The organism is Microbacterium imperiale, assembly GCF_017876655.1.
Taxonomy (GTDB): Bacteria; Actinomycetota; Actinomycetes; order Actinomycetales; family Microbacteriaceae; genus Microbacterium; species Microbacterium imperiale.
In genome coordinates this window covers 2,798,937-2,813,314 of the sequence record NZ_JAGIOK010000001.1, presented here as the reverse complement: position 1 = coordinate 2,813,314, position 14,378 = coordinate 2,798,937, and the positions used below count along the sequence as shown (strand labels likewise).

At 72.3% G+C, this 14,378-nt stretch carries 14 protein-coding genes; 4 read left to right on the top strand and 10 right to left on the bottom strand.

The window, feature by feature from the left end; genetic code table 11:
* Positions 1-78: 78 nt before the first annotated feature.
* Positions 79-1,842 (top strand): thiamine pyrophosphate-dependent enzyme, encoded by a 1,764-nt coding sequence (locus tag JOF37_RS13605; RefSeq protein ID WP_210007305.1) that lies wholly within the window; start codon positions 79-81, stop codon positions 1,840-1,842.
* A 122-nt stretch (positions 1,843-1,964) separates the two neighbouring features.
* Here the strand turns inward: JOF37_RS13605 and JOF37_RS13600 are convergent, their stop codons facing one another.
* The 4 genes from JOF37_RS13600 to JOF37_RS13585 form a co-directional block, all read right to left on the bottom strand.
* Positions 1,965-3,092, bottom strand: a complete 1,128-nt coding sequence (locus tag JOF37_RS13600; RefSeq protein WP_210007304.1) for a baeRF11 domain-containing protein — start codon at positions 3,090-3,092, stop codon at positions 1,965-1,967.
* 86 nt (positions 3,093-3,178) lie between these two features.
* Complete coding sequence (locus JOF37_RS13595) at positions 3,179-3,733, bottom strand: NYN domain-containing protein (protein WP_210007303.1); 555 nt, start codon at positions 3,731-3,733, stop codon at positions 3,179-3,181.
* 49 nt (positions 3,734-3,782) lie between these two features.
* On the bottom strand, positions 3,783-4,973 hold the full coding sequence (locus JOF37_RS13590) for a PQQ-dependent sugar dehydrogenase (protein WP_210007302.1): 1,191 nt from the start codon (positions 4,971-4,973) through the stop codon (positions 3,783-3,785).
* A 9-nt stretch (positions 4,974-4,982) separates the two neighbouring features.
* The gene (locus JOF37_RS13585) at positions 4,983-6,365 is read right to left on the bottom strand and encodes a serine hydrolase (protein ID WP_210007301.1); all 1,383 of its coding nucleotides are present in this window, start codon (positions 6,363-6,365) and stop codon (positions 4,983-4,985) included.
* A gap of 99 nt (positions 6,366-6,464) precedes the next feature.
* Between JOF37_RS13585 and JOF37_RS13580 the strand changes: the two genes are divergently transcribed.
* Positions 6,465-7,775 (top strand): SLC13 family permease, encoded by a 1,311-nt coding sequence (locus JOF37_RS13580; protein ID WP_210007300.1) that lies wholly within the window; start codon positions 6,465-6,467, stop codon positions 7,773-7,775.
* A gap of 19 nt (positions 7,776-7,794) precedes the next feature.
* On the opposite strand, the gene JOF37_RS13575 is transcribed toward JOF37_RS13580, so the two are convergent.
* The 4 genes from JOF37_RS13575 to JOF37_RS13560 all read right to left on the bottom strand — a co-directional run bounded on the left by JOF37_RS13575 (position 7,795) and on the right by JOF37_RS13560 (position 11,354).
* Positions 7,795-8,523: an NUDIX hydrolase gene (locus JOF37_RS13575; RefSeq protein ID WP_210007299.1), complete on the bottom strand. Its 729-nt coding sequence runs from the start codon at positions 8,521-8,523 to the stop codon at positions 7,795-7,797.
* Positions 8,524-8,533: 10 nt separating this feature from the next.
* Entirely contained in the window at positions 8,534-10,222 is a 1,689-nt protein-coding gene (locus tag JOF37_RS13570; protein ID WP_210007298.1) for an ABC1 kinase family protein, read from the bottom strand.
* A gap of 71 nt (positions 10,223-10,293) precedes the next feature.
* On the bottom strand, positions 10,294-10,878 hold the full coding sequence (locus JOF37_RS13565; protein ID WP_210007297.1) for a PadR family transcriptional regulator: 585 nt from the start codon (positions 10,876-10,878) through the stop codon (positions 10,294-10,296).
* 95 nt (positions 10,879-10,973) lie between these two features.
* Positions 10,974-11,354 (bottom strand): winged helix-turn-helix transcriptional regulator, encoded by a 381-nt coding sequence (locus JOF37_RS13560; RefSeq protein WP_271175097.1) that lies wholly within the window; start codon positions 11,352-11,354, stop codon positions 10,974-10,976.
* A 96-nt stretch (positions 11,355-11,450) separates the two neighbouring features.
* Between JOF37_RS13560 and JOF37_RS13555 the strand changes: the two genes are divergently transcribed.
* Complete coding sequence (locus JOF37_RS13555; protein WP_210007296.1) at positions 11,451-12,308, top strand: SDR family oxidoreductase; 858 nt, start codon at positions 11,451-11,453, stop codon at positions 12,306-12,308.
* 52 nt (positions 12,309-12,360) lie between these two features.
* On the opposite strand, the gene JOF37_RS13550 is transcribed toward JOF37_RS13555, so the two are convergent.
* Both JOF37_RS13550 and ykgO read right to left on the bottom strand, forming a co-directional pair.
* On the bottom strand, positions 12,361-13,140 hold the full coding sequence (locus tag JOF37_RS13550) for an isocitrate lyase/PEP mutase family protein (protein ID WP_210007295.1): 780 nt from the start codon (positions 13,138-13,140) through the stop codon (positions 12,361-12,363).
* A 91-nt stretch (positions 13,141-13,231) separates the two neighbouring features.
* Complete coding sequence (gene ykgO, locus JOF37_RS13545) at positions 13,232-13,354, bottom strand: type B 50S ribosomal protein L36 (protein ID WP_210007294.1); 123 nt, start codon at positions 13,352-13,354, stop codon at positions 13,232-13,234.
* A gap of 77 nt (positions 13,355-13,431) precedes the next feature.
* Between ykgO and JOF37_RS15810 the strand changes: the two genes are divergently transcribed.
* Positions 13,432-14,361, top strand: a complete 930-nt coding sequence (locus JOF37_RS15810) for a GTP-binding protein (RefSeq protein ID WP_210007293.1) — start codon at positions 13,432-13,434, stop codon at positions 14,359-14,361.
* Positions 14,362-14,378: the final 17 nt, after the last annotated feature.

Below are 14,378 nucleotides of genomic sequence, written 5' to 3'. Positions count from 1 at the left end.
TCACGCAACCCCTGGCTGACGCACAGCGAGCGGGCTGAGACTGGAGGCATCCCGTCAGCCTCAGCCGAAGGAGCTTCCGTGCCGCAGAACGTCGCCGAACAGATCGTCGCCCAACTGGTGGATGCGGGGGTGAAGCGCATCTACGGCATCGTCGGCGACTCGCTCAACCCCATCGTCGACGCGGTGCGACGAACGGGCGGTTCGGCCGAGGGCGGCATCGACTGGATCCATGTCCGGCACGAAGAGGCAGCGGCGTTCGCCGCCGCGGCCGACGCCGAGCTGACCGGCGAGCTCGCCGTCTGCGCCGGCAGCTGCGGTCCCGGCAACCTGCACCTCATCAACGGCCTCTACGACGCGCAGCGGTCGGGCGTCCCCGTGCTCGCGATCGCCAGCCACATCCCCAGTGTCCAGATCGGATCGGGCTACTTCCAGGAGACCCACCCGGAGCGGCTGTTCACCGAGTGCAGCGACTACTGCGAGATGATCCTGACGCCCGAGCAGTCGCCGCGCGTCGTCGGGTCCGCCATCCGCCACGCGACGGCCGGGTCGGCGGTGTCGGTCATCGTGCTACCCGGCGACCTCGCCGAACACCACGCTCGCGGAAACGCCGCGCCCTTCGTTCCCGCGCGGCCGGGCCGTGTCGCTCCCGACGCCCGTACGGTCGCCGAGCTGGCAGCCGCCATCGACGGCGCCGAGAAGATCGCGCTGTTCGTCGGCGAGGGGGCGCGCGACGCGCGCGACGAGGTCATCGCGTTCGCGGAGCACCTTCAGGCGCCGATGGGCCACTCCCTGCGCGGCAAGCAGTGGATCCAGTACGACAACCCCTACGACGTCGGCATGTCTGGCCTGCTCGGCTACGGGGCGATCGATCACGCGATGCACGAGGCCGATCTGCTGGTGCTGGTGGGAACCGATTTCCCCTACGACCAGTTCCTGCCGGACGGCGCGAAGACGACCATCGCTCAGATCGACGTCGACGCCCGCCGCCTCGGCCGCCGGGCCTCTGTGACCCACCCCGTCCACGGCGACGTCGGCCTCACCCTGGCCGCTCTGCGCGCCCGGACCTCCGCCAAGACCGACGATCGCTTCCTCGAGCACACGCGCACGCGCTACCGGAAGGCGATGAAGGACTCCGTCGCGACCTACACCGACTCGGACGCGCGGCCGATCCATCCCGAGCGCGCCATGACCGCGATCGATCGCGCCGCCGCGCATGACGCGATCTTCACCGCCGACACGGGCATGGGCAACGTCTGGCAGGCGCGCTACGTCACGCCCACGCCGCAGCGCCGCCTGCTCGCCTCGTGGCGGCACGGCTCGATGGCCAACGCGCTCCCCCACGCGTTCGGCGCGCAGCTGGCCTACCCCGACCGCCAGGTCATCGCGATCGCGGGCGACGGCGGGCTGTCGATGCTGCTGGGCGAGCTGATCACGGTCGCCGCCTATGACCTGGCGCTCAACGTGTTCGTGTTCAACAACTCGACGCTGGGCATGGTCAAGGCCGAGATGCTCGTCGCCGGCTTCCCCGACTTCGGCGTCGATGTGCCGATGGTCGACTTCGCCGCGGTCGGCACCGCCCTGGGCTTCCATGCCCGGCGCGTGACCGACCCGGCGGATCTGGATGCCGCCGTCGCGGCCGCCCTGAGCCACCGCGGGCCGTCGCTGGTCGACATCGTCACCGATCCCGACGCACTGTCGATGCCGGCATCGATCACGGCGGAGCAGGTGGCCGGGTTCGGGATGTCGATGGCGAAGATGGTGCTCGGCGCGAAGGACTCCGGCGGCGTCGGGGCCGTCATCGACACCGCGAAGTCGAACATCAAGCACATCCGGAGCCTCTGAGCCCGCGGCCGGACCGGCCGTGCCTCCGTCTGACGATACGTCCGTCGGAGGCGCGGGGCCGGTGTCGCCTCGACGTCGGGTCGCGACGACACCGGCCCCGTCGGTCCGGCGAACGTATCGGGTCAGACCAGGTCGGTCGGCAGCGGGAAGCGCAGCACCGCCGCCACCGGTGCCCCGTCGGGCAGGTCGGTGCTGCGCACCGCACGCACCCGGCCGCCGGAGCGCAGCACGCGCGCGGCGATCTCGTCGAGGACGGCGTAGGTGCCGGGGCCGGCGTCCGGCGCGCGGGTGATGTGCCCCGTGTCGTCGATGACACCTTCCTGCTCGAACCCCACGTCGAACAGCAGCTCCTCGACGGCCGCCGTACTCGCGGCCACGGCCGTCTCGCGCACCGACGACGTGGCGAGCCCCTGGGCACGCAGCGACCCGAAGCGCTCGCGCCACGCGGCGAGCTCGCCGTGCTCGTGCGCGTCGAGCACCTCGCGGGCTGCCCGCTCGAGATCGGCGTCCGACAGCGAGTCGGGGTGAGCGTGGATGCCGCGCTCGAGCAGCACGCGGTGCGTGTTGACCGCGCGGTAGGCGGGCTCGAGGTCCTGCGAGGCGGCGAGGATCAGCGGCACGTCGGCCGGCACGACCCGGACGACCGCGTCCTGCACGATGCGACTGAATTTCTCGCGCTCGATGCGGTCGCCGGTCGTCCCCTGCGGCCGCGGCATATCGCGCTGACCGTCCGTCGTCGTGTGCTCGAGAGCGGCCCATAGGTCGTCGGGCAGCTCGATCGCGCGCTCGGTCAGGCCCTGGTCGGGGCCGATCTCGCTCAGGCGTGCGCCGTCACGCGACAGCCGGACGATGAACGCCCGGCGCGGGAAGGTCACGGCCCGCAGCAGCGGACCCGCGTCGAAGCGGTCGCCCACGGCCGCGCGGGCGTCGAGGCGACTGGGCAGCCGGAAGGCGGCGATGCGGCCGGGCGCGGCGAAGACCACGATCGAGCGCGACTGGCTCTGCCAGAACTCCTCGTCGTCGACGAGCGCGCGCAGCGACGCGATCACGCCGTCGCGCTCCTCAGCCGGCACGTCGGTATCGGCGAGCTGGCGCGCGGCTTCGTCGATGCCCTCGCGCAGCTGCAGCTGGGCGAGGCGCCGGTCGGACGGAATCGGCGACGACGGCGCGACGATCGTCACACTCGCCGGATGCCGCGCATCGATGAGGTCGAGAAGGGTCGCGGTATCGGGAAGATCTGATGCCAACATCGCCACAGGCTACGCGGGGGCGCCCGTGCCGCGTCGAGGGGTTGCGAGCGTCCGGTGATGCCGGTAGACGCGACCCCGCCGACGTGTCAGCCGAGGAACTCCCACGGGTCGAACGCCTCGATCGGGATGACGCGGACGCGCGGCAGCGGTGCGTCGAAGGCGTGCGCGTCGTACTCGAGGTCGAAGAACTCCACCCCCGGCAGCGCCGTCAGCTCACTGCTGCGGAACTCCGCGAACGCCAGGACGCCGACGCGACGGTCGGGGCCCGTGAGCGCGGCGACCTCACCGACGAAGTCGCGGTCGTGGCTGACGAGCACGACGTCGTCCGCGCGATCCTTCAGCGCCGCGAGCGTGCGCTGGATGGCGATGTCGACGACCTTCTCGTCCGCATCGCCCGACAGCGGCACCGGCTTGTAGCCCAGCGCGAGCAGGGCCTGCACGAACGACATCGGCAGGTGGTTGCTGGCGTTGAGGAAGAACAGGCCGCGTGCCGGCTGCTGCCATTGGTCGTCGACGAACTGCAGCAGTCGATCCCACCGCGGACGCTCGTCGGGCAGGGGACGCCGCCCCAGAATCGACTGTCCGAGTGTCGCGTCGATGTTCTCGCCGTCGACGAGCAGCCACGTCACGCGTTCGGTCACCGGGTCCCCTGTTCGTAAAAGTCGTCCTCGAACGCTATCAACTCCGCGCTCACCCGCCGGGCGTCAGGGCGACGCGGACGAGTCGGTCGTCGCCGGCCGCAGCGTTGCCGCGACCGTCGGTGTTGCCGGTGAGCAGCCACAGCTCGTCACCGGCGACGACCGCGTCGCGGACGCGCCCGAGCTCGCCCTGCCACAGCGCGACCGGCGCGCCGACCGCGCCGGAGTCGGCGACGTCGACCTGCCACACTCGCTCGCCGCGCAGGCCGGCGACGAAGACGGTGTTGCCGCGGGCGGCGATGCCGCTGGGGCTTGCCTCATCGGGTGTCCACGTCACGACCGGCGAGACGTAGCCCGCCTCATCCGAGGTGCCCTCGTGCACGGGCCAGCCGTAGTTGCCGCCGGCCTCGATGCGATTGAGCTCGTCGAACGTGTCCTGGCCGAATTCGCTCGCCCACAGCGTGCCGTCCTGCGTCCACGCCATGCCCTGCACGTTCCGATGACCGAGCGAGTACACCGGCGACTCGAACGGGTTGCCCGGCGCGGGTTCCCCGTCGGGCGTGAGACGCAGGATCTTGCCGCCGAGCGAGTCGAGGTCCTGCGCGGCATCCGGGTTGCCGGCGTCCCCCGTGGCGACGTAGAGCAGCCCGTCGGGACCGAACGCGATACGCCCGCCGTTGTGCACGCGGTCGCGCGGGATGCCGTCGATGACGACCTCGGGGTCGCCGAGGCGCCGATCGCCGCGTTCGCCCTCGAGCGGCATCCGGACGACCCGGTTGTCGTCGGCCGTCGTCACGTACGCGTAGAGCGAGGCTTCCTCGTCCCCATCCGGCTCGGCCGTGTCGGGCACGGCGATGCCGAGCAGGCCGCCCTCGCCGACCGGGGCGGTCAGGTCGACCCGGCCGACGACGCGGGGCGCGGCGCCCGGATCGACCTCGAGCACGTCACCGGTGTCGCGCTGGCTGACCAGCTGCGTGCCGTCGGGCATCACCACGACCGACCAGGGCACCTCGAGCTGCGTCACGATGTCGACCGGATGCCCCGACGGCCGCCACGTCGTGGCGTCGGCGACCGGCGTCGTTGCGACGGGGCTCGGGGTGGGCGGGGGCGTCGTCGGAACGGGCTCGGTCGGCGCCGCGCACCCCGAGAGGAGCATGACCGACGAGACGAGAGCCGAGGCCGCCAGCGCCGGCCGGACCGTGACCGACCGACGACGGATGCCGCGAGGACCGAAGCGCTTCATCGCTTCAGGCTACGGCGCGCCGAGGATCGCCGCAGCGTCCTGCGCCCAGCCGAAAGCGACGCTCGGGTGGACCAGCGCAGCCGGATCGTCGGAGCGGGCGAGCACCGTCACGACGACGGGCGCCGCGCCCTCGCGCTCGAGGTACCAGGAGCCGGCCATCACGCCGATCGAGCTGCCGCCCTTGAAGGCGACATAGCGCCACGGGTCGCCGAACTCGACTCCGGGGTTGGCCGAGAGGATGTCGCGCAGCGGCGCACCGGCGGGCGTGGTCGCCCGCTCCTGCAGCGCCGCGTGCGCCGCCGTCAGGTCGTCGGCGGTCGCGAACCAGTCGACGCCGTCGCGCCAGGCCGGCTGCGCTCCGCTCAACGCCGCAGCGTCCGGGACGCCCGCCGGGAGTCGCTCGAGCACCGCACGCCGAGCATCGGCGTCGCCCGCCGCGCCGTCCCACAGCGTCCGGAGGTCGCCGTCGCCGAGCAGCAGCCAGAAGAGCTCGCGGGTGGTCGGGAAGGGGGTGTTCAGCGACGGGTCGGAATGCCCCATCGCCGCCATCGCGCGTTCGACGGCGTCCCGTCCCACCGCGCGGATGAGGGCGTCGGTGGCGGTGTTGTCGCTGATGGCGATCATCTTCTCGGCGGCCTCGCGGACGGTCACCGTCGCGCCGTCCGGCAGGTTCTGCAGCTCACCGCTCGGCAGGCTGCGCACCTGCGCATCGATCACCAGCGCGTCCTCCCAGGCCAGCCGCCCGCCGTCGACGGCATCGGTGACGGCCCCGAGCACCCACAGCTTGAAGATCGATCCGATCGGGGCGGCCCCTGGGCGTCCGAACGACTGCAGCGTCGCGCCGCCGACCTCGGCGACCTGCACCGTCGCGGCGAACGGAGCCGACTCGACCTGCTCGCGCAGCTCCTCCCAGGATTGCGCCGGTTCGCGCTCGGGCGCCGCCGGAGCGAACAGAAGCCCGTCGATGAGCTCGTCGGTGGTCACGGAGATCGTCATGTCGTACGTCACCTCGGCCGAGGCGATCGTGACGCGGGCCCGCTGTTCGTCGCCCTCGTACCCGGTGGGCGTCCACGGTGCGGCGGCCTGCAGCTGCACGAGCACCGTCTGCAGATCGGCGGCGGGAAGCTGCTCGAGGGTCGTGGGATCGAAGCGCCGCTCGATCTCGTCGATGCTCGGGTCCTCGTCGGCGTTGATCTCGTCGACCGCCCACTGCGCCTGGGCGCCGGCGGGCGAGTCCGGGATCTCGACGGCGGCGGGCGGCGTCGGTCCCGTCGCGGCGTCCGGGGGCGCGCAGGCGGCGAGCGCGGTGGCGACCAGGGTGACGGCCGCGGCGGCCGAGGCGACGCGAGTCGAGGGGCGGCGGACGAGCGGAGGACGCAGCGGGACAGTCACGCTTCGAGCCTGCCGCCTCCGGCGTCGCAGCGCCTCCCCCGCACGGCGGAGCCCGTCGTCCCGGCGGATTCTGAGGAGGCCCCCAGTAGCGTGGAGCGCGTGGACCCGATCGTCGCGACATTCCTGATCCTCGCCGCCGCGATCGTCGCGTTCCTCTCCGCCCGCGTCCCTCTGGAGATCGTGGCCGTGGGAGTCGCGCTGGCGCTGTGGGCGACGGGGGTCCTGACCCTACCCGAAGCCCTCGCCGGATTCGGCGACCCGACCGTGCTGTTCATCGCGAGCTTGTTCGTGCTGGCCAGCGCGCTCGACACCAGTGGGGTCACCCGGTGGGTCGGCAGCGTGATCCTCGCCCGGGCGGGCACGCGGCGCGGCCGAATCCTGCTCTGGGTCGGCGGCATCGTCGCGGTCCTCACCGCGCTCATCAGCATCAACGGGGCCGTTGCGGCCCTCATCCCGGTCGCCGCGGTCATCGCCCGGCGGGCAAAGGTGCCGACGTCCCAGCTCATGATCCCGCTCGCCTTCGTCGCTTCGGCCGCATCTCTGCTGACGCTGACCGGTACCCCCGTCAACGTCGTCGTATCAGACCTCGCCGCGACCGAGGCAGGCCGCCCCTTCGGCTTCTTCGAGTTCGCGCTGGTCGGCATACCGCTGGTGGCCGCCACGATCGCCGTCATCATCGTCCTCGGCCCCCGGCTGCTGCCGCACCATGGTCCGGACGCGGCGCCCGCCACGCACACGGAACGCGAGACCGAGACCCTTTCGCTGCTGCCCGAGTCGGTGCGGACCGGCGCCGTCACCACCGTGACGGACACGCGATTGGGCCGCGGATCGCGCCGCACCCTCGTCATCACGGCGGCGATGGTCGTGCTGCTCGCAACCGGCGTCGCGCCGCCCGCGGTGGCGGGCCTGGCCGCCGCCGCCGCGGTCGTCGCCACGCGCGTCGTGCGACTGCCCGACCTGTACCACGGCATCTCGTGGACGACCCTCGTGCTCATCGCCGGCATGATCCCGCTGTCGGTCGCTTTCCTCGAGACGGGCGCGGCCGACGTCGTCGCCGCCGGGCTGCTCTCGGTCGTCGGCGAGGCCGACCCTCACCTGGCTCTCCTCGTCGTCTGCGTCGCGGTCGTGGTGCTGGGGCAGTTCATCTCCAATGTCGCCACCGTCCTGATCATCGCTCCGGTCGCCGCCTCGATCGCCGCGACGCTCGAGGTCAGCGCCCTGCCCTTCCTCATGGCGCTGACCGTCGCGGGCGCGGCATCCTTCCTCACTCCGGTCGCGACGCCCGCCAATCTCATGGTGATGGCTCCGGGCGGCTACCGATTCGGCGACTACTGGCGGCTCGGGCTGCCGTTGGCGGCGCTGTTCCTGGTCGCGGCCGTGCTCTACGTGCCGCTCATCTGGCGCTTCTGACCGGTCGCCGGTGTCGCGGTCAGGGCAGCGGCAGCTCGCGGGTGCGATCCCAGTCCTCGGTCCAGCCGAGCTCGTCGAAGACGCCGTCCAGCAGCATGGCGGTGAATCCCCAGACGAGGTGGTCGCCGGCCGGGTCGTGCACCACGAAGCCCGGTCCGCGCCATTCCTGGCCGTCCCGGCTCAGCACCGTCACGACGCGGTTGGCCGGCGAGAGCAGGTCGGCGACCGGCGCGCGGAAGACCGCGGCCGACTCGGCGACGTCGACGACCCGCACCGGCGAGGGACGGCGCCACCACGCGAGCACCGGCGTGACGAGGTGGCGCGAGTACTCCAGGGGTAGCGCGGGGAGCTGTCCGAGCACCTCGACGCCCGCGATGTCGAGCCCGGTCTCCTCGCGCGCCTCGCGCAGGGCCGCGGCGACCGGGCCGGCGTCGCTGGGATCGATGCGTCCGCCCGGCAGCGCCACCTGCCCCGGATGCGAGCGCAGGGTCGCGGCCCGCGCCAGCAGGAGCACGTCGAGATCGCGCGACACCGCCGCCTCGGGGGCGTGAGCGCTCGGCGCGCCATCGAGCACGCCGAACAGCACCAGGACCGCGGCCGCGCGCGTGCCGGGCGGCGTCGCTGCGCCCGCCGAACCGACCGGCGTGCCGGCGACACCCGAGCCGGCACCGGTGACCGAGCGAGCCGCGCGAGCGACGAGCGCTCGCAGCTGATCGCGCGCAGCGGGGCTCGAGGCATCGCGGGGCATGGAGCCCACGCTACTCGCGCCGCCCGCCGCCGCCGGTGAACAGACCCGCGAACAGCACGTGCAGGAGCGGCAGTACGGATGCACCCATGAGCACCGTGCCGAATGCCTCGTCATCGGAGCGCAGCAGGACACCCGCGACGAGGAGGCCCGCGAACAGAATGCCCGACACGGCCCGCCGGCCGAGGCGCTCGAGGCGCGACATCCGGCGTTCGAGGCGCCTGCTGTCGAAGTCGAGGTTGCCGTCCTCGAGGTGGGTGATGAGCCCGTCCAGGCGCTGCGGCAGTCGCATCGTGACGTCGGCGAGGGTCATCGCCCGCTGTGCCACGTCGCGCATGAGGTCGCCGCGCTCCTCGCGCAGCAGCCGCGTCGCGTAGGGCTCGACGGCGTCCCACAGGTTGAACGCGGGGTCGATCGAGGTGCAGACCCCCGACGTCAGCGAGGCCGCACGGATGACGAGGAGGAAGTTCTCGGGCAGCTGGAACGGCAGGGCGCGAGCGAGCTCGCCGAACTCGCCGGCGAAGTCGCGGAACTCGCGCGGGTCGACCTGCTTCAGCTCGGCGAAGCCCATGCCGCCGAACCGGGCGAACAGCTGCGTCATCGCGCGCTCGAGCTCGCGCACGTCGGCCGATGGGAGCAGCGCCCCGACCTGGTCGATGCCCGCGACCAGGCCCCGTCCATCGCGGCCGGCCGCGGCGACGAGCACGGTGCGCAGCGCCGCGCGCGTGCTCGGCGGGATCTCGCCCATCATGCCGAAGTCGATGAAGGTCAGCACCCACGGCGGGTCGCCCTCGCTCCGCTCATCCGGCGGCACGAGGGTGACGAACACGTTGCCGGGGTGCGGATCGGCGTGGAAGAAGCCGAATCCGAAGAACTGGTCGAACATGACCGAGGCGAACGCCGATGCGACCTCGCGCGGGTCGATGCCGGCGCGACGGAGGCCCTCGACGTCGGTGACCTTGATGGCGGTGACATCCGCGAGGGTCAGCACGCGCGCCGTCGAACGCTCCCACGCGATCTCGGGCACGGTCACGCGGCGGGTGTCGGCGAACTCGGCGCGGAAACGCTCGGCGTTGGCCGCCTCGTGCCGGTAGTCGATCTCCTCGAGGCTCGTGACGGCGAACTCCTCGACGAGCGAGGGCATGTCGGCGCGCTCGGCCACGATGCGGATGCGGCGCAGCCAGCGTGCGACGCGGCGCAGCGCCGCCAGATCCACGTCGACGATGGCCTGGATGCCCGGACGCTGCACCTTCACGATCACGTCGGCGAAGCCGGCATCCTGCGCCAGCTCCGGCGTCAGCCGGGCTCGGTGGGCCTGACCGAGGGATGCCGCCGCCACGGGCGTCTCGTCGAACGAGGCGAAGGCCCGGTTCAGGGGCATCCCGAGCTCCGCCTCGGCCGCGGCTCGGATCTGCGCGAACGGTACGGCGGGCACCTCGTCCTGCAGTCCCGCGAGCTCCGACGTGACCTCGGGCGGCAGCACGTCGAGCCGAGAGGACATGAACTGCCCGACCTTGATCATCAGCCCGCCGAGCCCGACCGCGAGCACATGGAACCGTCGCGCCAGGCGGCGCATGCGCGCAGCGCGACGGCGGTCGGCGAGCCGCTGCAGCCCGAAACGCGGCAGCACGAGCTCGAACCACCACGTCTGCACGAGTGCGCGCGCGGCGAACCGCAGGATCCGACGGTAGCGGGCGCGCATGCGCGCATCACCCGGCGCGGGTCGCGCGCCGGGTGATGCGGACGGATGCGGGTGGGCCGAGGCCACCCCGGTCAAGCCTGCGCGAGCAGGGCGTACAGCTTGCGGCGCGCGTCGTCGAGGATCTCGACGGCCTGCTGCACCTGCTCAGGCGAACCGCTGCGACCGACCTGAGCGGCGGCCTGAGCCAGCTCGACGCCGGCCTTCGGCAGCGCCGTCACGCGGCTGTGGTCGCGGCTCGTGCCCTCCCAGGGGGCGGGCTTCTCGCCGGACTCGGTCGCCGCGGCGCGACCGGCCTCGGTCAGCGAGTAGGTCTTGCGACCGTTCGATTCCTGCGCGCTGATGAGTCCCTCGTCAGAGAGCAGCTGCAGGGTGGGGTAGACCGAGCCGGCGCTGGGCTTCCACGAGCCCCCGCTGCGCTGGTCGATCTCGTGGATGATCTGGTAGCCGTGCATCGGCTGCTCGGCGAGCAGCGCGAGCACCGCAGCGCGGACGTCGCCGCGGCCGACGCGCGTGTTGACCTTCTGTTCGAAGGTCGAACGCAGCTGGTCGAACGCCTCGAAGACGTTGTTTCCGAGGTCGGAGACGTTGAAGCCGCCGCGTCCGCCGAAGATGCTGTCTCGGCCGCCGAAACCGCCGTTGGGGAATGTTCCGCTCATGCTGACCTCCCGGGTCGTCGATGCGTTAGCGATACTCGACGATATATCGCTGACGCGCCGGGCGGAACCCCTGCCGCGGCATTCCCGGGCGGTGTTCAGGCAACCGGCCGGGCGCCCTGCTCGACGATCTCGTCGGCGTTGTCGGCGACCCACTCCATGAGGGGCATCATGCGCTCCATCAGCTCGTCGCCGCGGGGGGTCAGCGCGTATTCGACCCGGGGCGGGACCTCGGGGTAGGCCGTGCGCCGGACGATGCCGTCCGCCTCGAGCGTTCGCAGCGTCGATGCGAGCATCTTCTCGCTGATGCCCGCGACGGACCGGCGCAGCTCGCCCCATCGGGCCGTGCCGTCGGTGAGTGCGAGAAGCACCAGCACGCCCCATTTGCTCATCACGTGGTCGAGCACGACGCGCGTCGGGCAGCTCTCGGTGAATGCCCGATCCGAGCGCTGCTGCAATTCCGCGAAACTCACCGTCACGTGGGTAGCTTACCGGAAAGTGGGTACCCAACGGCGGGAATGCCGCTGACGGCGAGCGCGGTTGACGCCGAGGATCACCCGACCGAAAGGAACACCATGACGATCCTCATCACCGGCGCCAGCGGACAGCTCGGCCACCTCGTCGTCGACGCGCTGCTCACCCGCGGCGCGGCACCCGGCACCATCGTCGCCGGCGCACGCGACCTGTCGCGGGTCGCCGATCTCGCCGATCGCGGCGTACGCACGGCGCACGTCGACTACGACGACCCGGCGTCGCTGGAAGCCGCCCTGGCGGACGTGGAGTCGGTGCTGCTGATCTCCGGGTCCGAGCCGGGCGCTCGCCTCGACGGACACCGGAACGTCATCGACGCCGCGGCGGCCGCGGGCGTGAGCAAGCTCGTGTACACGAGCGCCCCGAAAGCGAGCAGCTTCGATTGGGCGCTCGGAGCCGACCATCGCGCGACCGAGCAGGCGATCGCCGCGAGCGGCATCCCCGCCGTGATCGTCCGCAACAACTGGTACGTCGAGAACTACGTCCCCGACGTGCAGCGGTCCGCTGACACCGGCGTCATCGCCGCGTCCGTGGGTGACGCGCGCATCTCGCCGGCGACCCGCGCCGACTTCGCCGAGGGTGCGGCCGTCGTGCTCCTTGAGGAGGGACACATCGGACAGGTCTACGAGTTCGCCGGCGACACCCCGGTCACCTACGACGACATCGCGGCGGCCGCATCCGAGGTCGTCGGTCGCGACGTCGCGTACGCGCGACTGACCACGGCCGAGCACATCGCCGCGCTCACGGGCGCCGGGCTCGACGAGGGCACGGCCGCCTTCGTCGCCGGGATCGACACCGGCATCCGCGAGGGCGTCCTCGACGTCTCCGACAGCCCGCTCGCGGGCCTCATCGGGCGCCCGACGACCCGGTTCGCCGACGGACTGCGCGTGGCGCTGGCCTGACATGACGCACGGCGCGCCGCGGCTGCTCGGATGCCGCGGCGCGCCCGCCGCGTCAGTTCAGCGGGCGGGTCGACGGCGGGATGACACCGTTCGCGTAGAGCTGCTGGGCGACATCCTGCAGCGCCGTCAGCGCGACCCGCTGCGTCGTGGGCCCGTACGAGATGCGGGCGACGCCCAGGTCTTCGTACTCGCTCGCCGTCAGCGCACCCGGCAGGCCGATGACGCTCAGCTTGCGCTCACCGAGTCCGTCGACGAGTCGGCGGGTGATGTCGGCGTCGAGGACTCCGGGGACGAACACGAGGTCGGCGCCGGCGTCGAGGTACGCGCGTCCGCGCTCGATGGCGTCGGCGATCGACTCCTCGGTGGAGCGGTCACCGGCGCGGACGAAGGCGTCCGTGCGGGCGTTCAGGGCGAACGGAACGCCCTCGGCCTCGCCGGCGCGCACGATCGCCTCGACGGCGGCGACCGAGTCGGCGAGCGGCTGCAAGCGGTCCTCGACGTTCGCACCGACGATGCCGACACCGATCGCGCGGCGGGTGGTCTCGCCCGGGTCGCCGAAACCGGCGTCGAGGTCGGCCGTCACGGGAATGTCGCCGGCGACCGACACGATGCGGCCGACCATATCGAGGACGAGGTCGAGGGGGATGTCGGTGCCGTCCTCGTACCCGAAGGTGGCGGCGATCGAGTGGCCGGCGGTCGCGATGGCCCGGGTCTCGGGCAGGGCGAGGATCGCCTCGGCCGACACGACGTCCCACACGTTCACCACCCGCAGGATCTCGGGGGCGGCGTGGAGTTCGGACAGGGTCTGGGCGCGCTCAGCGGGGGTGCTCATGTCGCACACGCTAGCGGCCCGAGCCGACACCGACGAGCGCTTGCCTCCCGGCCGCCGCCGTGTCACCGATGTGCGGGCGCGACGGTCGCGCTCATCCCTGCCGACCCTTGAACCGCGGGTTGAGCTTGTTGATCACGTACACGCGGCCGCGACGACGCACGACCTGCGCGCCCGGCTGCTCCTTCAACGACTTGATCGATGCGCGAACCTTCATGCCGACCTCCTATTGAGAATACTTATCAACAACAAGGTACGGTGGGCATCGAAGCATCACAAGTCGGAAAGCACGCCGTGACCACACATCTCGCCATCACCGGAGTCTGCAGCGCCGAACGCCGTCGCTACGCGCGGCTGGGCGCCGCAGCCGGACGCCACCGCTCACTGCACGTCATCGATCTGCCGAGCGCCGCCGATCCCCTCCTGGTCCATTCGACCCTGCACGGCATGGACACCCTCTGCGTCGTCGATGCCCGCCACGCTCTCGACGACCTCCGCGACGACGCACCCGTGCGCCGCACCGTGCCCGACGGCGACGCCCGCGCCGACGTCGGCGCTCGCGCTCGGCTGGCGGCTCAGCTCATCGAGGGCGCGAGCGCCGTCGTCATCGTCAACTGGGAGCGCCTGCCCACCGCCGACCTGTCGATCCTCATGGCCGTCGCGTCGCACCTGGCGCCGACCGCGCGCGTGCGACTAAGCCGCGGCGTCCGCGACGACCTGGCGGCGCTGGGCTTCGGAACGACCCTCCCCGTGGGGCCCCGCGACGATCGCGCGGGGTGGACGCGTGTACTCAACGGCGAGCACGAGCCGTTCCTCACCGACCGCCGCGTCACGACGCTGCGGTACGAGCAGCTGCGGCCCTTCCACCCCGCTCGGCTCGTTCGGGCGCTCGAGATCCTCGACTCCGGCGCCTGCGGCATCCTGCTTCGCTCGGTGGGCGTCTGCCGGCTCGCGACACGGGCGGGAACACCGGCCCGCTGGGAGCAGGCCGGGTCGGCGATGTGGATCGATCCGCTGGATGCGGGGCACGGCCTCGACGACGTCGGACAGGATCTCGCGATGACAGGCATCGATCTCAACCCCGGCCGCCTCCGTCAGGTGCTCGACGAGGCCGTGCTCGACGACGGCGAGCTGGCGGCAGGGCCCGCCCGGTGGCGGACCCTGCCCGACCCGCTGCCGGACTGGCATCAGGTGGTGGGCTCCGACGACGGCTCGACCGCGTGAAGCCCACCGCCCGCGGC